Origin of the sequence: Variovorax sp., assembly GCF_035634955.1 — a bacterium.
Lineage (GTDB): Bacteria > Pseudomonadota > Gammaproteobacteria > Burkholderiales > Burkholderiaceae_C > Variovorax.
In genome coordinates this window covers 67260-84663 of record NZ_DASQBZ010000003.1, presented here as the reverse complement: position 1 = coordinate 84663, position 17404 = coordinate 67260, and the positions used below count along the sequence as shown (strand labels likewise).

The 17404-nt window shown below is 69.6% G+C and carries 17 protein-coding genes; 9 read left to right on the top strand and 8 right to left on the bottom strand.

Annotated features, from left to right (window positions below; translation table 11 throughout):
* Positions 1-5: 5 nt before the first annotated feature.
* The 3 genes from VES41_RS00795 to VES41_RS00785 are packed head-to-tail and all read right to left on the bottom strand — an operon-like array spanning position 6 to position 3008.
* Complete coding sequence (locus tag VES41_RS00795; RefSeq protein ID WP_324811848.1) at positions 6-983, bottom strand: tripartite tricarboxylate transporter substrate binding protein; 978 nt, start codon at positions 981-983, stop codon at positions 6-8.
* A gap of 25 nt (positions 984-1008) precedes the next feature.
* Positions 1009-1212: a hypothetical protein gene (locus VES41_RS00790; RefSeq protein WP_324811719.1), complete on the bottom strand. Its 204-nt coding sequence runs from the start codon at positions 1210-1212 to the stop codon at positions 1009-1011.
* Positions 1209-3008 carry an FAD-dependent monooxygenase gene (locus VES41_RS00785; RefSeq protein WP_324811715.1) on the bottom strand — a complete coding sequence of 600 codons (1800 nt, stop codon included), beginning with the start codon at positions 3006-3008 and terminating at the stop codon, positions 1209-1211. Before VES41_RS00785 ends, VES41_RS00790 begins: the two co-directional genes overlap by 4 nt.
* Positions 3009-3073: 65 nt before the next feature.
* On the opposite strand from VES41_RS00785, the gene VES41_RS00780 reads away from it, so the two are divergent.
* Positions 3074-3850 (top strand): helix-turn-helix transcriptional regulator, encoded by a 777-nt coding sequence (locus VES41_RS00780; protein WP_324811713.1) that lies wholly within the window; start codon positions 3074-3076, stop codon positions 3848-3850.
* Between the two features lie 50 nt (positions 3851-3900).
* Here VES41_RS00780 and VES41_RS00775 read toward each other — a convergent pair whose 3' ends face one another.
* A complete protein-coding gene (locus VES41_RS00775; RefSeq protein WP_324811711.1) occupies positions 3901-4986 on the bottom strand; it encodes a fumarylacetoacetate hydrolase family protein in 1086 nt (361 codons plus the stop codon).
* Positions 4987-5153: 167 nt separating this feature from the next.
* On the opposite strand from VES41_RS00775, the gene VES41_RS00770 reads away from it, so the two are divergent.
* The 3 genes from VES41_RS00770 (at position 5154) to VES41_RS00760 (ending at position 7573) form a co-directional block, all read left to right on the top strand.
* A complete protein-coding gene (locus tag VES41_RS00770; RefSeq protein WP_324811708.1) occupies positions 5154-6278 on the top strand; it encodes a DUF3108 domain-containing protein in 1125 nt (374 codons plus the stop codon).
* A gap of 144 nt (positions 6279-6422) precedes the next feature.
* Positions 6423-6695 (top strand): BTH_I0359 family protein, encoded by a 273-nt coding sequence (locus tag VES41_RS00765; protein WP_324811845.1) that lies wholly within the window; start codon positions 6423-6425, stop codon positions 6693-6695.
* A gap of 5 nt (positions 6696-6700) precedes the next feature.
* Entirely contained in the window at positions 6701-7573 is an 873-nt protein-coding gene (locus tag VES41_RS00760; protein ID WP_324811706.1) for a ChaN family lipoprotein, read from the top strand.
* Positions 7574-7591: 18 nt separating this feature from the next.
* Here the strand turns inward: VES41_RS00760 and VES41_RS00755 are convergent, their stop codons facing one another.
* On the bottom strand, positions 7592-8926 hold the full coding sequence (locus VES41_RS00755) for an aminotransferase class III-fold pyridoxal phosphate-dependent enzyme (protein WP_324811705.1): 1335 nt from the start codon (positions 8924-8926) through the stop codon (positions 7592-7594).
* Positions 8927-9049: 123 nt separating this feature from the next.
* On the opposite strand from VES41_RS00755, the gene purU reads away from it, so the two are divergent.
* The 5 genes from purU to VES41_RS00730 all read left to right on the top strand — a co-directional run bounded on the left by purU (position 9050) and on the right by VES41_RS00730 (position 12995).
* Positions 9050-9898, top strand: coding sequence for a formyltetrahydrofolate deformylase (gene purU / locus VES41_RS00750; protein WP_324811703.1), 849 nt, complete (start codon positions 9050-9052; stop codon positions 9896-9898).
* Positions 9899-9980: 82 nt separating this feature from the next.
* On the top strand, positions 9981-10379 hold the full coding sequence (locus VES41_RS00745; protein WP_324811701.1) for a NirD/YgiW/YdeI family stress tolerance protein: 399 nt from the start codon (positions 9981-9983) through the stop codon (positions 10377-10379).
* Between the two features lie 10 nt (positions 10380-10389).
* Complete coding sequence (locus VES41_RS00740; RefSeq protein WP_324811699.1) at positions 10390-11892, top strand: FAD-linked oxidase C-terminal domain-containing protein; 1503 nt, start codon at positions 10390-10392, stop codon at positions 11890-11892.
* A gap of 8 nt (positions 11893-11900) precedes the next feature.
* Positions 11901-12254: a CidA/LrgA family protein gene (locus tag VES41_RS00735; RefSeq protein WP_324811697.1), complete on the top strand. Its 354-nt coding sequence runs from the start codon at positions 11901-11903 to the stop codon at positions 12252-12254.
* Between the two features lie 9 nt (positions 12255-12263).
* Positions 12264-12995: an LrgB family protein gene (locus VES41_RS00730; protein ID WP_324811694.1), complete on the top strand. Its 732-nt coding sequence runs from the start codon at positions 12264-12266 to the stop codon at positions 12993-12995.
* Positions 12996-13022: 27 nt separating this feature from the next.
* Here VES41_RS00730 and VES41_RS00725 read toward each other — a convergent pair whose 3' ends face one another.
* The 3 genes from VES41_RS00725 to VES41_RS00715 all read right to left on the bottom strand — a co-directional run bounded on the left by VES41_RS00725 (position 13023) and on the right by VES41_RS00715 (position 17379).
* Positions 13023-13346, bottom strand: a complete 324-nt coding sequence (locus VES41_RS00725) for a hypothetical protein (RefSeq protein WP_324811692.1) — start codon at positions 13344-13346, stop codon at positions 13023-13025.
* A 146-nt stretch (positions 13347-13492) separates the two neighbouring features.
* Entirely contained in the window at positions 13493-13933 is a 441-nt protein-coding gene (locus tag VES41_RS00720) for a YXWGXW repeat-containing protein (RefSeq protein ID WP_324811690.1), read from the bottom strand.
* A 131-nt stretch (positions 13934-14064) separates the two neighbouring features.
* A complete protein-coding gene (locus VES41_RS00715; protein WP_324811687.1) occupies positions 14065-17379 on the bottom strand; it encodes a carboxyl transferase domain-containing protein in 3315 nt (1104 codons plus the stop codon).
* Between the last annotated feature and the right edge of the window lie 25 nt (positions 17380-17404).

Below are 17404 nucleotides of genomic sequence, written 5' to 3'. Positions count from 1 at the left end.
CGGGATCAGTCGAGCTTGACGCCGGCCGCCTTGATGATCGGCCCCCAGCGCTGCGATTCGGCGCGCGCCAGCGCGAAGAACTGCTCGGGCGAACCCGGCATCGCTTCCATGCCGAAGTCGCTGAATCGCTTGGCGACCTCGGGTGCGTTGAACGACTTGTTCAGTTCGCGGTTGAGCCGTTGCACGACGGGACCCGGCAGGCCGGCCGGCCCGAGCACGCCCTGGAAGGCAAAGACTTCGCTGTCGCGCACGCCCGCCTCGGCCAGCGTAGGCACGTCGGGCAGGAGCCGGGAGCGCTGGGCCGATCCGATGGCCAGCACCCGCACCTTGCCCGACTGCATGATCGACAGGCCCGAGGCCAGGTCCAGGAACATGCACGGCACCTGCCCGCCCATCACGTCGGCCATGGCCGGCGCGGCGCCGCGATACGGGATGTGGGTCAGGAACGTGCCGGTGCGGTTCTTGAACATCTCCATCGCCAGGTGGTGCGGCGAGCCGTTGCCGGGCGAGGCATAGTTCACCTCGCCCGGATGCGCCTTCACGTAGGCCAGGAACGACTTGAAGTCCTGCGCCTGGAACGACGGATTGACCACCAGCGCGAGCGGGAACTTGCCGATGGCGCCGATATAGCTGAAGTCCTTGGCGGGGTTGAACGGCAGCTTGGTGAACAGGTATTCGTTGAAGGCCAGCACCGCGTTGTCCGCGGACATGATGGTGTAGCCGTCCGGCTTGGCGTGAGCCACCAGTTCGGCGCCGATGTTGGTCGCCGCACCGGGCCGGTTGTCGACCACGAACTGCTGGCCCATGCCCGCGCGCATCGCTTCGGCCAGGCTGCGTGCGATGACATCCGTGCCGCCGCCGGCCGGATAGGGCACCACCCAGCGGACCGGCTGCGATGGATAGGCGTCCTGGGCGCGCGCCCACGGCGCGGCCAGTGCGGCGCCGGACGCGGCAAGGCCGGCGAGAAGTTGTCTGCGGTCGATCAAGGCATGTCTCCAGTCTTTGTATTCAGGCGGAAAGGGATGGTAGTGGCAGTTCATGCAGCGCATCGGCCAGCGCTGCGCGGCAACGCGCCTCGTCGCCGAGCTGCTCGAACAGCAGCAGCGCCAGGCGTGCCAGGAAGAGCGATTCCCGCTCGGGCCCGGCCTCGCTGATCGCGTGCGCGCACTCGGCATACACGCGGTCGCGCGCCTCGGGTGAAAGCTGGCTCATTGCAGGACCTCCTTGGGCGCGGACAGGAGACGGCTGGCTGACGCGCGCGCCAGGGCGGCCAGCACGTCGTCCGCGCCCGGCCGGTGCCAGCGCGCGGCCACGTGACCATCCGGGCGCAGCAGGTACAGGGCACCCTGGTCCGCCGCGCCGAGCGCTGCAAAGGTTGCCTGCGAATCGGGCTGGGGCAACAGCTCGTGCACCTGCGGCGCCAGGCCTGTCGCCCCGGCCTGCTGCCGCACCTGGGCACAGGTCTGGCGCAACGCAGCGGCCCGTGCACCGTCGACCGGCATGAGCGCAAGAAGGGTGAAGCCCGGCGCAATCAGGTCGCTCAAATGCCCGCGGGACCACGGCAGGTCGGCCATCACCTCGCCGGGTTTCGGCCCGGCCGTCCAGGCCCCGACGTCGTCGCTGGACAGCGGCGAATCGGCGTAGCGCACGGCCTCGGTCTGGCGCGGGTTGATGAGCCTGGCAATGCCCGGATGCGCGCCCGACAGGGACAGCGCCGCCTCGCGCAGCAGGTCGAAGCCGCGCGAGGGCGGGGACATGAACTCGGTACTGCGCATGGCGCTTTCGGCGTTGATGTGGAAAGCGGCGATCCGCTCGTCGCAGTAGGTGTCCAGCAACGCCGCGTCCGACATGCCGCGCGCCACCAGCGCCAGCTTCCAGGCCAGGTTGTCGGCATCGTCGAAGCCCGAGTTGAGGCCGCGCACACCGAAGATCGGCATGGCATGCGCTGCGTTGCCGGCGAACAGGATGCGGCCGCCGCGGCCGTGGCGATAGCTTTCGAGCGTCATCGCCCCGGCGCGATAGATCGACGTCCACACGGTCTTCCACGGCAGATGGCCTTCGCCGATCGCCGACAGGTGGCGCGTGACGAATTCATGCACGGCGTCCGGCTGCAGCGCCGCCTCGCTGTCCTGGCCGGGGCGCAGCTGGTAGTCGATGCGCCAGATGTCGTCCGGCTGGCGGTGCATCAGCACGGTGGAGCCGGGGTTCCACGGCGGGTCGAACCAGGCGCGGCGCTCGGTCGGGTGGCTGCTGTGCAGTTCAATGTCGATGATCACGTAGCGGCCTTCGTAAGCCGTGCCTTCGAGGTTCAGGCCCAGTGACTTGCGCACGAAGCTCTGGCCGCCGTCGCAGGCCACCATCCACGCGGCCCGCAAGGCGTAGTCGCCCAGCGCGTTCCTGGCCTGGAGCATCAGGCCGTCTTCGCCGCTGTCGTCGAAGCCGACGAGTTCCGTGCCCCAGCGAATGTCGATCAGCCCGGGTTGCGCGGCGTCGCGCCGGCGGATCTCGTCGAGCAGGTAGTGCTCGATGTAGTACTGCTCGAGGTTGATCATGGGCGGCAGCTTCTGCCGAGCGTCATGGGGCATCTCGAAGCGGAATACCTCCTGCGTCCTGTAGAAGCTGCGCCCGCCGGTCCAGGCCAGCCCCTTGGCGAGAAAGTCCTTCTGCGCACCAAGGCGGCCGACGATCTCGAGGCTTCGCCGCGAAACGCAGGCAGCCCGGCTGCCGACGCACACGGTGTCGTCCGCCTCCAGGATCACGCTGCGCACGCCATGGTTGGCCAGACCCAGCGCCAGCGACATGCCGACCGGACCGCCGCCGACGATCACCACCGGATGGCGGCCCGGCTCGGTGCCGCCCTCGAGCGGCGGCAGCCAGGGCGCGAAGCGCGTGTAGTGGAAGTCGCCCACGGACGGCGGCAGGGCACCGGACGCCGAGGTGGGCGGCAACGGGGCGCCGGCCGCGCCGACGGCGTCGGTGCGGGGATGCGAGGCAACGAGGGCGTTCATGCGAAGGGATTGTCCGGATGCGTCCGGCTGCAGGTTGTCCTAACTTCGTAGGAGGTACTTACCCTATGAAACGCTGGCGCCTTCCTCCCTCCGACGACAACGCCTCGCTGGCTTCACCGGTGGTGCTCGACCTGCTGGCGGGCATCGGCACCCAGCACCTGGCCGCCAGCTTCCTGGCGGGCATGCACCGGATATTGCCCGTGACGTTCTGCACCGTGTATGCGGTGGGCGCCGATGGCCGCATCCAGACGGTATCGGCCGCCAGCAGCTACGGCACCACGGCCGAACGCACGGCCGAGCACTATGTCGCGCGCCGCTTCGACCAGCTCGATCCGAACATGGTGTGGCTGGCGGCGCGGCCGCGGCCGCGCCGAGCCCAGCTGTGGCTGGGCCACCAGCATGCCGACGAGGTGGCGGACCCGGCCTACCGCGCCGCCTGTTACGGCGACGTGGGCATCCGCGAGCGGGCATCGGTGCTGATGCTCATGCCGCAGGGGCAGCGCGCCGCCGTGAGCTTCTACCGCAGCCTGGCTCAGCCGGAGTTCGGCACCGAGGACTTCGCACGCATCGCCGCGCATGCGGCGCTGCTTGCCGCAGCCACGTTCGCGCACGGCCGTGGCGCCGCCGACGCCCCGGCCCCACAGGCGCCGGACCTGGCGGCCCGCCTGCTCGGCCTGAGCCTGCGCGAGCGCGAAGTCATCGCGCACCTGCGGGCCGGCCGGACCGCCAAGGAGGCGTCACGGGAGCTGGGCATCGAGCTCAGCACCGTACGCACCCACCAGTACCGGGCGTTCCGGCGGCTGGGTATCCGGTCGCAGAAGGAGTTGCTGCGGGCCAGGTGAATCCGGCGACAAGGTCGTCCACCGGGCGGCATCGACGCCCGCGTTGCAGGCTAGGAGGATGCAATGGCTTCCGCCCCGCCCTGAAGATCCGAGCCCGACGCTGCCGACGCCTCCGCCTTCGGTTTGCCGCCCGGCGCCATCACCTCTTGGTCGATCGCGCCGAAAAGCGAGCGTCCATCCGTGCCCTTCATCTCGATGCGGATGGTGTCGCCGAACTTCATGAACTCGGTCGAGGGCTGGCCGTCGAGAATGGTCTCGATGCAGCGCTTCTCGGCGATGCAGCTGTAGCCCTTTGGCCAGTCCATGCGGCCGTCCTTGCGCTCGACGCCCTTGTTGCTGACGGTGCCGCTGCCCACGATGGCGCCGGCGCGCAGGTTGCGGGTCGTGGCGGCGTGGGCGATGAGCTGGCCGAAATGGAAGGTCATCTCGGGCCCGGCATCGCACAGGCCGACCTTGCGGCCGTTCCAGCTGCTTTGCAGCGCCAGGTGCACCCGGCCCGACTGCCAGGCCTCGCCCAGTTCGTCCAGCGTGACCGCCACCGGGCTGAAGGCGGTGGCCGGCTTGCTCTGGAAGAAGCCGAAGCCCTTGGCGAGTTCGGCCGGGATCAGGTTGCGCAGGCTCACGTCGTTGGCGAGCATGACCAGGCGGATGCCCTCCAGCGCCTGTTCCGGCGTCGCACCCATCTTCACATCGCCGGTGACGACGGCCAGTTCGGCCTCGAAATCGATGCCCATCGCCTCGCTCGGCACCACGATCGGGTCGCACGGACCCAGGAAGTCGTCGCTGCCGCCCTGGTACATCAGCGGGTCGGTGTAGAAGCTCTGCGGCACCTCGGCGCCGCGCGCCTTCCGCACCAGTTCCACGTGGTTGATGTATGCCGAGCCGTCGGCCCACTGGTAGGCGCGCGGCAGCGGTGCCATGCACTGCTGCGGGTCGAATGGAAAGGCATGGCGCGCCCGGCCATGGTTGAGGGCGGCGTAGAGATCCTGCAACTGCGGACTGAGAAAGCTCCAGTCGTCGAGCACCTGTTGCAGGCGCGAGGCGATGCCGGTGGCGTAGTGGGCCTGGCTCAGGTCGCGCGAGACGACGACCAGCTGGCCGTCGCGCGAACCGTCCCGGTAGGTAGCGAGTTTCATGGTGTTGGGGTGTCCGCTGCGCCGCCGCGCAGGCGCGACTAAACTGGGCCGATAACGGCCGGCAGTTTAGCGAGGCGCGCGCGACGCCCTGCCAGGCGCGGCTGCGCCGCCGTGCTGCCAGCCGCGACCTGCCGTCGCCGGCCGACCTCGGCGACGGCCATTACCTGATGACGTCCCGCTCCGCCTCCCCCGCACCGACCGCCTGGCGCCGGACCGCCTGGGTGGCGGTCGTGGTGCTGATGCTGCATGCCGTGGCGCTGCTGGGGCTGCCGTTGCGACCGCCCGTGCTGCCGGGGCCAGACCGCCAAGTCACCGAGGCACGGCTGATTGCGCCGCCGCCTCCCCCGCCGGCGCCGGTGACCCGGCCGCCACCCCCGCCGCCGGCTCCTGCAGCGGCGCCTGCCGCGCGCCCGGCCCGGCGGGCAGCAGCGCCTCCCCCGCCGCCTTCCCCACCGAAGCGGACGCCCGCACCTGCCGGGCCTGACGTGGTGCAGGTCTACCCGGCCGCCGCGGAACCGGCATCAACCCCGGCCGGACCGAACGACGGGCAATCCGCGGAACCGGCCAGGGAGCTGGCCGGCGGGCCAACGGTCAGTCATGCTTCCGGCAGCGGGGTCGAAGTGGCCGATCCCGCCCCGGCCGCGGGCCAGTCGCAGGTCCACCCATCGGTGCAGCTTCGCTTCGACATGCTGGGCCAGCGTGGCGTGCAACCGTGGAAGGGCGTCTTCGGCCATCTCGACTGGCAACAGGACGGGCAGCGCTACGAGGCCAGGCTGGCCATCAAGGTGCTGTTCAAGACGGTGCGTACGCAGACCAGCGCCGGGCGGATCGTCGATGGCGCCCTGGTGCCCGAGCGCTTCACGGAAACGCGCCGCAACGAGGAAGTCGCACAGCTGCAGCGCGACCAGGGCCGCGTCGTGTTCGGCAATGGTGCGCCGGCCGCCGTCCTGCAGCCCGGCGCGCAGGACCGGCTGAGCGTGGTGATGCAGCTGGGCGCGCTGCTGGCAGGCAACGAGGCCAGGCACCCGCCCGGCAGCCGGCTGGCCATTCAGACCGTCGGGCCGAAGGATGCCGAAGTGTGGACGTTCGAAGTCGGGGAAACCGAGACGGTGTCGGTGCCTGCCGGCCAGTATTCGGCACGCCGGCTGACCCGGGCCCCGCGCCGCCCGGACGACTATCGACTCGAACTGTGGCTGGCGCCCGAATTGGGGTACCTGCCGGTGCGCATGCAGCAGACGCAAACCAACGGAGATGTGATCGATTTGCAACTGCGTGACGCGTCGACGCCTTGAAACATCGAATTGCGCACGCCAGGCGTCTCGGATGTCGTTGACCGGGGCACTTTCCTACAACAACTGCGTCTATCTTGAAACTGGCGCATCAGTTGCTATCTAACCATCATGAATGACATCGACTTCCGGACTTCGCTGGACAACATGCAAATGCTCTATGACTCCGACTCCTTCGTCGTCGTCCATCTGCAGGCGAACGACGAGGTGGTGCAGCCGAACCTGCCCGCCCTGGTGCGGCACGGGTTCGAAATCGTCGACAAGCGCTCGGGCAAGGAGGTCTACCTCGACGGCTCCTGGGCCGAGTTGTTCCAGCAGCAGATCACGGCCTGGCAGCTGAACACGCCAACCGAGGAGGAAGTCGAGACCACCCTCGAAGGCTATGCCGAATTGGCGCAGAATCCGGTGCTCATGCACTGACTGGCATGGCAGAAATCAAAAGTGAGCGGCCGCTTTCGAGCGGCCGTTTTCTTTTTGGCGCCGTTGGGCTGCTCCTTTGCGGCTTCGGCGCGGCCGGCTGCAGCCTGCTGGCGCCCGGCCCGGCGGACGGCCCGGCACCCGGGCCGGGCGCCACCGGAGCGTCTCTGTCCAAACTGCCCGCGGTCGACTTCCTGCTGATCGGCGAGCAGCACGATGCCGACGAACATCACCGCATCGAGCGCGAAGCGGTGCAGGCCCTGGCGGCGCAGGGCCGGCTGGCGGCCCTGGCGGTGGAAATGGCCGAGCAGGGCCGCGACACGCGGCGGCTGGGCCCGGACGCCGAGCCGGCGCAAGTGCGCGAGGCACTGGCCTGGAGCGATCGTGCCTGGCCGTGGTCGGACTACGGGCCCGTCGTGATGGCGGCGGTCGAGGCCGGCGTGCCGGTGCTGGGCGCCAACCTTCCGCGGGCCAGGATGAAGGACGCCATGGCCGACGTCTCGCTCGATGCCCAATTGAGCGCGGACGCCCGCAAGGCCCAGGAAGACGCCGTGCGCGACGGCCACTGCAACCTGCTCCCGGAAAGCCAGATCCAGCCCATGACCCGGGTGCAAGTCGCGCGCGACCGCGCCATGGCGTTGACGCTGGCGCAGGCCCGTGTGCCGGGCAAGACGGTGCTCCTGGTCAGCGGCGCCGGCCACATTGCGCGCGGCACCGGCGTGCCGCAACACCTGCCCACGGACATGAAGGTGCTGGTGCTGCGCCTGGCCGCCGGCGAGCCGCCCCCGGCCGAGCCGCCGGCCGCCTACGACGCGACCTGGACGACCCCGGCGCTGCCGCCGGTCGACCATTGCGCCGAATTGCGCAACCGGCCGCGCTGACGGCGAGGCCGGCGCCGGTCAGGCGTGGCGCTTGATCGAATCCGCCAGCGTGTTGACCAGCGTGTCGATGTGCGACTTCTCGACGATGTAGGGCGGCGCGATCACCAGCACGTCGCCAGCCGGGCGCACCAGCGCGCCGCGGTGGTAGCAGTCCAGGAAGATGTCGTAGGCGCGCTTGCCCGGTGCGCCGGCCATCGGCGCCAGCTCGACCGCCGCCGCCAGCCCCATGCTGCGCACGCCGATCACGTTCGGCAGACCCTTGAGCGTGCCGTGGAAGGCATCGCCCAACACCTTGGCCATCTCGCCGGCGCGGGCGAACAGGCCCTCTTTCTCATACAGCTCCAGCGAGGCGATGGCGGCCGCGCAGGCCACCGGATGGCCCGAGTAGGTGTAGCCGTGGAAGAACTCCACCACGTGCTCCGGCGCGCTGGTGTTCATCATCGCGTCGTAGAGCTTGTCGCGGCAGATTACGCCGCCCAGCGGGATGACGCCGTTAGTCACGCACTTGGCGAAGTTCAGCATGTCCGGCACGACGCCGAAGAAGTCGGCCGCGAAGTTGGTGCCCATGCGGCCGAAGCCGGTGATCACCTCGTCGAAGATCAGCAGGATGCCGTGCTTGTCGCAGATCTCGCGCAGGCGCTGCAGGTAGCCCTGCGGCGGCAGGTACCAGCCGGCCGAGCCGGCCACCGGCTCCACGATGATCGCCGCCACGTTGCTCGGGTCGTGCAGCGGCAGGATGCGCTGCTCCAGTTCGGCCAGGGGATCTTCCTTCCACTGCGGCAGCTCGTTGTGGATGTAGGCGTGATTGACCGGGTCATGGATGAAGCGCATGTGGTCCACCCGCGGCAGCAGCGAGGTGCCGAACACCTTGCGGTTGGCCGGAATGCCGCCCACCGACATGCCGCCGAAGCCGACGCCGTGATAGCCCTTCTCGCGGCCGATGAAGATGTTGCGGTGGCCCTCGCCGCGGGCGCGGTGATAGGCCAGCGCCACCTTCATGGAGGTGTCCGCCGCTTCGCTGCCCGAATTGCAGAACAGCACCCGGTTGAGGTCGCCCGGGGCCATGGCGGCGATCATCTCGGCCGCCTTGAAGGCCTTGTCGTTGCTCACCTGGAAGGCGGTCGCGTAGTCCAGCGTGTCCAGCTGCTTCTTGATCGCCTCGTTGATCGGCTTGCGGTTGTGCCCGGCACCGACGCACCACAACGACGACACCCCGTCGATCACCTTCCTGCCGTCGTGCGTGGTGAATTCCATGCCATCGGCCGCCACGAAGACCCGCGGGTCCTTCCTGAAATGGCGGTTGGGGGTGAAGGGCAACCACTGGTTGTCCATGTTGAAGTCGTTGTAGGCCATCGATATCACTCCTAGGGCAAGCCGGCGGGGCCGGCGACAGGGACGGGCATTTTGGCACCCCGGGCAAAGCCGTGCACCGGCGCCGGCAAGGGCACCGCCGCCCTGCGACAATAGCCCCCCTCTATGACCCCCGCGTACATCCTTACCCTTTCCTGCCCCGACCGGACCGGCATCGTGCATGCCGTCTCGGGCTTCCTGCTCGAGCGCGGGGCCAACATCGAAGAGGCGGCGCAATACAACGACCACGGCACCGGCCTGTTCTTCATGCGCGTGCGCTTCGCCTGCGGCGACCATCCCGAGGCGGCGCTGCGCCAGCAACTGGAGGTTTTCGCCCAGGGCTTCGCCATGAACTGGCAGCTGCATGCGGCAACCCAGCCGATGAAGACCGTGCTCCTGGTCAGCCGCGACGGCCACTGCCTGAACGACCTGCTGTTCCGCTGGAAGAGCGGCCTGCTGGCCATCGACGTGCGGGCCATCATCTCGAACCACCGCGACTTCTACCAGCTGGCCGCCAGCTACAACGTGCCGTTCCATCACATTCCGGTGACGGCCGCGACCAAGGCGCAGGCCGAGGCCCGGCAGCTGGAGGTGATCGAGGCCGAGGGCGCCGAGCTGGTGGTGCTGGCGCGCTACATGCAGATCCTGAGCAACGATCTGTGCACCCGGCTGGCCGGCCGCGCCATCAACATCCACCACTCCTTCCTGCCCAGCTTCAAGGGCGCCAAGCCGTACTACCAGGCCCATGACCGCGGCGTGAAGCTGATCGGCGCGACCGCCCACTACGTGACCGCCGACCTGGACGAAGGCCCGATCATCGAGCAGGACGTGGCGCGCGCCGACCACACCGACACGGTGGAAGACCTCACCGCGCGCGGCCGCGACACGGAAAGCCAGGTGCTGGCACGCGCCGTGAAGTGGCATGCCGAGCACCGCGTGCTGCTCAACGGGCACAAGACCGTCGTGTTTCGCTGACGGCCGCGCCGGCCCGACGCGCCGTGGGCGCCGCCCCCGGATGACGCACAATGATTCCTCGCCCATAGCAAAGGAGGAACCCATGAACCGACAAGTCCGAAGCCGCACCGCACGACGCCTGGCCGCGCTCGCACCGACCGCCGGCGCCCTGCTGCTGGCCGCGTTTGCGGCCGCTCCCGCGGCGGCCCAGTACACGGGCCCGAACGCCGTCGCGCCGGTCACGGTCGAATCGCTGCTCAAGGACGGTCGGGACGACCAGCAGGTCGTCCTGCGTGGGCGCCTGCTCAAGAAGGTGGGCAGCGACAAGTACGAGTTCTCCGACGGCACCGGCACCATCCGCGTCGAGATCGACGCCAAGCACTTCCCGGCCGAACCGATCGACGACAAGACGCAAGTCGAGATCCACGGCGAGTTCGAGAAGGACTTCATGCATTCGCCCGAGATCGACGTCGACGTGCTGCGCCGCGTCACCGGCTCCTGAACCCGCTGCCATGAACGCGCCCGCCTCGCCCCCTCACCAGGCCGCGCTGTCGCGCGCCGAGCGCCAGTCCCAGGTGGTGCGCGCCCTGCAACGCGTGCTGCCAGCGCACGCCCTGCTGTGGCAGTCCGAGGACACCGTGCCGTACGAATGCGATGGCCTCACGGCGTACCGCGCGCGGCCGCTGGTGGTGGCGCTTCCGGAAAGCGAGGCCCAGGTGGCCGCTGCGCTCAAGGTCTGCCATGCCCTCGGCGTGCCGGTGGTGGCGCGCGGCGCCGGCACCGGCCTGTCGGGCGGAGCCATGCCCCACACCGAAGGCGTGACGTTGTCGCTGGCCAAGTTCAACAACATCGTCAAGATCGATCCGGTCAGCCGTACCGCGGTCGTGCAATGCGGGGTGCGCAACCTGGCCATCAGCGAGGCCGCGGCGCCCCATGGCCTGTACTACGCGCCCGATCCGTCCAGCCAGATCGCCTGCACCATCGGCGGCAACGTGGCCGAGAACTCGGGCGGCGTGCACTGCCTCAAGTACGGGCTGACGCTGCACAACGTGATGCGCGTGCGCGGCTTCACCGCCGAGGGCGAGCCGGTGGAATTCGGCTCGGACGCACTCGACACGCCGGGCCTGGACCTGCTGCCCCTGGTCATCGGCAGCGAAGGCATGCTGGCCATCACCATCGAGGTCACCGTCAAGCTGGTGCCCAAGCCCCAACTGGCGCGCTGCATCATGGCCAGCTTCGACGACGTGCGCAAGGCCGGCGACGCCGTCGCGGCGGTGATCGCCGCCGGCATCATCCCGGCCGGCCTGGAGATGATGGACAAGCCGATGACCGCCGCGGTGGAAGACTTCGTGCAGGCCGGCTACGACCTGACGGCCGCGGCCATCCTGCTGTGCGAATCGGACGGCACGCCCGAAGAGGTCGAGGAAGAGATCGGCCGCATGAGCGAGGTGCTGCGCGCCTCGGGCGCCACCGCCATCGCCGTGAGCCGCGACGAGGCCGAGCGGCTGCGCTTCTGGAGCGGGCGCAAGAACGCGTTTCCGGCGTCGGGCCGCATCAGCCCCGACTACATGTGCCTCGATTCGACCATTCCGCGCAAGCGCCTGGCCGACATCCTGCTGGCGATCCAGGAAATGGAGAAGAAGTACGACCTGCGCTGCTGCAACGTCTTCCATGCCGGCGACGGCAATCTTCACCCGCTGGTGCTGTTCGATGCCAACGATCCGGACGAGCTGCATCGCTGCGAACTGTTCGGCGCCGACATCCTCGAGACCAGCGTGGCGATGGGCGGCACCGTCTCGGGCGAACATGGCGTGGGCGTCGAAAAGCTCAACAGCATGTGCGTGCAGTTCACCCCCGAGGAACGTGCGCAGATGGAGGGCGTCAAGCGCGCCTTCGACCCCGCCGGCGGATTGAACCCCGGCAAGGTGATTCCCACGCTGCAGCGCTGCGCCGAATACGGCAAGCAGGTGGTGCGCGGCGGCCGCCTGCCGCATCCCGAGCTCCCGCGCTTCTGATGCCGGGCATGCAGGGCCTGCGCGGACTGGCCTGGCTGCTGGCCTTCCAGAGCCTGGGCGAATTGCTCTCGCGCGCGTTTTCGCTGCCGCTGCCCGGGCCGGTGCTCGGCCTCGTGCTGCTGCTTCCCGCCCTGCGCCATCCGAGGGTGCGCGAGAGCGTCGCCGCCTGTGCCGATTTCCTGCTCGCGCACCTGTCCCTGCTGTTCATCCCGGTGGGCGTCGGCGTCATGACGCACCTGACGCTGCTGGCGCAGTACGGCGGGCGCATGCTGCTGGTGATCGTGCTGTCCACCTGGATCGGGCTTGCGGTCACGGCGGCCGTTCTTTGGTGGCCGCGCCCGAAGCGCGACCGCGAGCACTGAACGAAGGTCATGCCGCGCTTCGTCGAACTCTGGATCTACCTGTCGGCCCAGCCGCTGTTCGGGCTGACGGCCACGCTGGTGGTGTACCTGCTGGCGCAGGCGCTGTCGGCACGCGTGGGCGGGGCGCCCTGGGCCAATCCGGTGCTGTGGTCGGTGGTCGTGCTGGCCAGCGGCCTGCTGGCAACCGGTGTCGACTACGGGAGCTACTTTGCCGGTGCGCAGTTCATCCACTTCCTGCTGGGGCCCGCCGTGGTGGCACTGGCCTGGCCGCTGTGGCAGCGGCGGACCGAATTGCGCCAGCGCTACGGCCGCATCCTTCTGGCCGCCCTGCTCGGGGGCGCGGCCGCCAGCAGCTCGGCGCTGCTGCTCGGGTGGGCAGTGGGGCTGCCGCACGACGTGGTGCTGTCGCTGGCGCCCAAATCGGTGACGGCGCCGGTGGCGATGGGCATCTCGGAAAAGATCGGCGGGATTCCGGCGCTGTCGGCGGTGTTCGCCGTGCTCACCGGCATGACCGGCGCGCTGTCGGCGAAATACCTGTTCGACCGCCTGCGCATCGGCACCGACCCTGCCGGCTACGCCGCGCGCGGATTCGCCCTTGGCACCGCCTCGCACGGCATCGGCGCGGCGCGGGCCCTGCAGGTGGATGCACAGGCCGGCGCCTATGCCGGACTGGCGCTGGGCCTGCAGGTGGTGATGGCGGCGCTGCTCATGCCACTGGCGTTCCGCCTGCTGGGCCACTGAGCACCGCTACGCGCCTGGAGAAGCCGCTCAATAGCGATAGGGGTTGTTGGGACGACGGTCGTGGCGGTTCGGCACGCCGTCGCCGTCACGGTCCCAGCGGCGAGCGTTGTACTCGCGATGGTAGTGACCACGGTCGCGATAGTGATAGCCGGGCGCCGGGCCATAGACCGGACGCGGCGCCACCACGACCGGGCGCGGCACGTACACCGGCGGTGCCGGCACCACGGCCACCGGCGGGCCCGGCAGGTTGAGGCTGATCGAGCCGTAGACCTGCGCGTTCGCGGTCGATGCGCCGAGCGCGGCCAGCCCCAGAAGGCCGGTGGCGAGAGCGATGCGGGCTGTACGGTTCATGGTGGGCTCCTATGTATTGTTTCGATTCGCTTGCGGCGCGGCGTGGTTGCCGTGCTGCATGACGCTATCGTGGATGACTTATGTAAACGCTATGTCAAGCGCGGGCGAAGACTTGGTTGAAAGTGCTTCGCCCGTCCACACCGTTGTTAGCGACGATGCGGATCGTCCGGACGGCGATCGTAGGCGTTGGCTACGCCGTCATGGTCCCTGTCATGCCGTGCGGCATCGGGCCGGTCCGGGTGCCGGTCGTCTCGATTGGCGATACCGTCGCCGTCACGATCCCAGCGGGCCTGGTTGTAGTACCAGCGGCCATTGCGCTCCTGCCATTGCGGCGCGTGATAGGCATAGCCCGGTCGGGCGTCCATCCAGCGGCCCTTCGACCACACGTAATGGCCCTTCCTGTATTCGTAGTGGCCCGGCGCCCACACGTGGCCCGGACGCGGTGCCGGCACGACTTCGCGCACGGGTGGCGGCGGCGGGCCGAACTGGACGGAAACGGCCACGTCGGCCAGGGCGGTGGACGGCAGTGCCAGCGTGCCCAGCGACATCAGGGCGGCGGCGCCGGCGGTGATCAATAGCTTCTTCATGTTGTGGTCCTTTCCATCGAATGAAGGAGCCTTCATCGTGCCGGGGCCATGTCAAAGGCGTGTAAGCCTGACGCGAAGTCTTGTGTAGAGGTGTAGCGCCGATCCGGGACAGCCGGGCGCGCGCCGCGTCCTCACCAGGTGTCGACGAACGGCTGCGCGGGCTCGTGCATGCCGGCCGCCGAATCGAGGCCGCGCACCAGCCATTCGCGCGTGTGCGCGGGGTCGATCACCGCATCGATCTCGAGCGTCTGCGCCATGTGGATGGCTTCGCCGTTGGCGTACTGCTGCGCCACCAACTGCTTGAACAGCGCATCGCGCGGCTCGCCTTCGGGCACCGCCTCCAGTTCCTTGCGAAAGCCCAGCCGGACGGCCCCTTCCAACCCCATGGCGCCGAACTCGCCGGTCGGCCAGGAAACGGTGAAGACCGGGGCGTCGAAGCCGCCGGCCGTCATGGCCTGCGCACCCAGCCCGTAGCCCTTGCGCAGCACGACCGCGAAATACGGCACGCGCAGGTGCGACGCCACCATGAACATGCGGCACACGTGGCGAACCTGCGCCTGCGCCTCGACGTCTGGGCCGACCATGAAGCCCGGCGTGTCGCACAACGCCACCAGCGGCAGCCCGTGCGCGTTGCACAGCTGCATGAAGCGGGCCGCCTTGTCGGCCGCGTCCACGTCGATCGCGCCGCCCAGGTGGTGCGGATTGTTGGCCAGCACGCCGACCGGCCTGCCCTCGATGCGCGCCAGCGCGGTGATCATGCCGGCGCCGAAGCCGGCACGCAGCTCGAGCATCGATCCGCTGTCGACCAGCCCTTGCAGTGCGGCGCGCATGTCGTAGACGCGCAGCCGGTTCTCGGGCACCGCATGCCGCAGCAGGCGCTGGTCGGCGCATTGCCAGTCGGTCAGCGGGCCCTGGAAGTAGGACAGGTATTGCTTCGCGACCGCAACGGCATGCACCTCGTCCTTGACCAGCACGTCGATCACGCCGTTGCCCGATTGCACCCTGCTGGGCCCGATCTGCTCTGGCGCGAAGGTGCCAAGACCGCCGCCCTCGATCATGGCCGGGCCGCTCATGCCGATGTTGCTCGCTTCGGTGGCGATGATGACGTCGGCGCAACCCAGCAATGCCGCATTGCCCGCGAAGCACCGCCCGTGCGCGACGCCGATCACCGGCACCTTGCCCGACAGCGCGGCGAACTGGCTGAAGGTGTGGTTGTTCAGGCCCGCGACGATCGGCATGTCGGTGTCGCCGGGACGCCCGCCCCCGCCTTCGGCGAACAGCACCACGGGCAGCCGCAGCTGGTGCGCGACGCGCAGCATGCGGTCGGTCTTCTGGTGATTGCGCCAACCCTGCGTGCCCGCCAGCACCGTGTAGTCGTAGGCCATGACCACGCAGCGCGACTTCTCGGGCCCGAAGCGGTCCGCATTGACGTTGCCGATGCCCGTGACCATGCCGTCTGCCGGCGTGCTGGCGATCAGGTCGTCGAGCGAACGGCGGCGCGTCTGCGCGGCGATGGCGAGCGCACCGTATTCGCTGAAGTTGTTCGCGTCATCATGCAGCGCGCACAGGTCCGCGATGTTGGCGCGCGCCGTGCGGCCACCTTGCGCCTGTCGCTTCGCGACCGCCGCCTGCCGGTTGGCGTCCAGCGTGGGCGCATGCCGGTCGATGACCTTCTTCAGGTCCGGGCGGATGAGGTCGGGATCGAGCGCCTCGTTCGCCAGCGCCTGCACGCCGCCGGCGTCGACGGCCTCGAGCCGCATCAGCGACTGCCCCTCGACCAGGTACTCCCCGGGCTCGGCCAGCAGTGCCAGCACCCGCCCGGCACGCGGCAGGTGCAGCAGGTGCTCCATCTTCATGGCCTCCAGCACGCCGGCCTGCGCGCCAGCCGGCAGCGCATCGCCCACCGCGACTTCGAACTGCACCAGTCGCGCGGCCATGGGCGCGCGCAGGATGAAGACGCCGTCTTCTTCGTCGCCGGCAATGTCGCGCGGCCGCGGATGCGTCGACGCGGCCGCGACTGCGGGTGCCGACGGGCGCTCGAACCGCCGCGCCGAAGCCAGAAGGTCTGCCAGGTGCATCTCGACGAAGCGCGTGTGCACCGCTTGTCGCGCGAACTCGGGGCGCTCGCCGAGCGCGCGCAGCAGCGGCAGGTTGGTCGCCAGGCCTTCGATGACGAATTCGTCGAGCGCACGCTGCGACCGGCGCAGCGCATCGGCGAAGTTGGCCGACGCGCTGTGCACGACCAGCTTGGCCAGCAGCGAATCATAGTGAGGCGAAGGCGCCAGCCCGGCATAGCCGTGCGTGTCGACGCGCACGCCTGGTCCGGCGGGAAGGTCGAAGCGCGACAGCATGCCGCTGGCCGGCCGCGCCTGGCCGTGCACATCCAGCGTCTCGGCGTTGATGCGCCACTGGACGGCAAAGCCGCGCTGCGGCACGGACCGCCCCGGCGCGACGCCCAGTTCATCGAGCGTGCGGCCGGCGGCCACGCCGAGCTGCAGCTGCACCAGGTCGAGTCCGGTGACCGCCTCGGTGACGGTGTGCTCCACCTGCAGGCGAGGGTTGGCTTCGATGAAGACGAACGGCAGGTCGCGCGCGTTCTCATCGACCAGGAATTCGAACGTGCCGAGGCCGCGGTAGCCGACCTGTTGCGCCATGCGCAGCGCCGCCTGGGTGATGCGCTCGCGCAGCGGATCGCCCAGCGTCGGGCTCGGCGCAATCTCGACCAGTTTCTGGAAGCGCCGCTGCAGCGTGCATTCGCGCTCGCCCAGGCTGGCCACGGAGCGGCCATCGCCGAGCACCTGGATCTCGATGTGCCGCGCGTGCAGCATCAGGCGCTCGACGTAGACGCCCTCCACGCCGAAGGCCGCCTTCGCCTCCGAGCTGCAGCGCGCGTGCGCATCGGCCAGGTCCGCGCGCCGCAGCACGGCACGCATGCCGCGGCCGCCGCCGCCACCGATGGCCTTGACCATCACGCCGGCTTCGCCGCCTTCGGCCTGCTGCGCGTCGAAGAAGGCCCGCGCCTGCTCGAGCGTGACGGCTCCGACGCTGCCCGGCATGACCGGCACGTCGCATTGCCGGGCCAGCGCCCGGGCCCGTGCCTTGTCACCGAACAGCGCAAGCTGCTCGGGCGTCGGCCCGATGAAGACCAGACCCGCATCGGCACAGGCCTGCGCGAAATCGGCCCGCTCGCTCAGGAAGCCGTAGCCGGGATGCACGCCGTCGCAGCCGTGCTCGCGCGCGATGGCGATCCAGCGCACCGGATCGAGGTAGGCCGAGGGGCCGGTGGCGTCGAGCGCGACGGCGGTATCTGCCACGCGCGCATGCAGCGCCTGCGCATCGTCACGCGAGAAGCCAGCCACGCTGACGATGCCCAGGTCGCGCAGCGCGCGTGCCAGCCGCACGGCGATCTCGCCGCGATTGGCAATGAGTACCTTGCGCAAGCTCATGCTTCCACCTCGGCGCGGCGCGCTG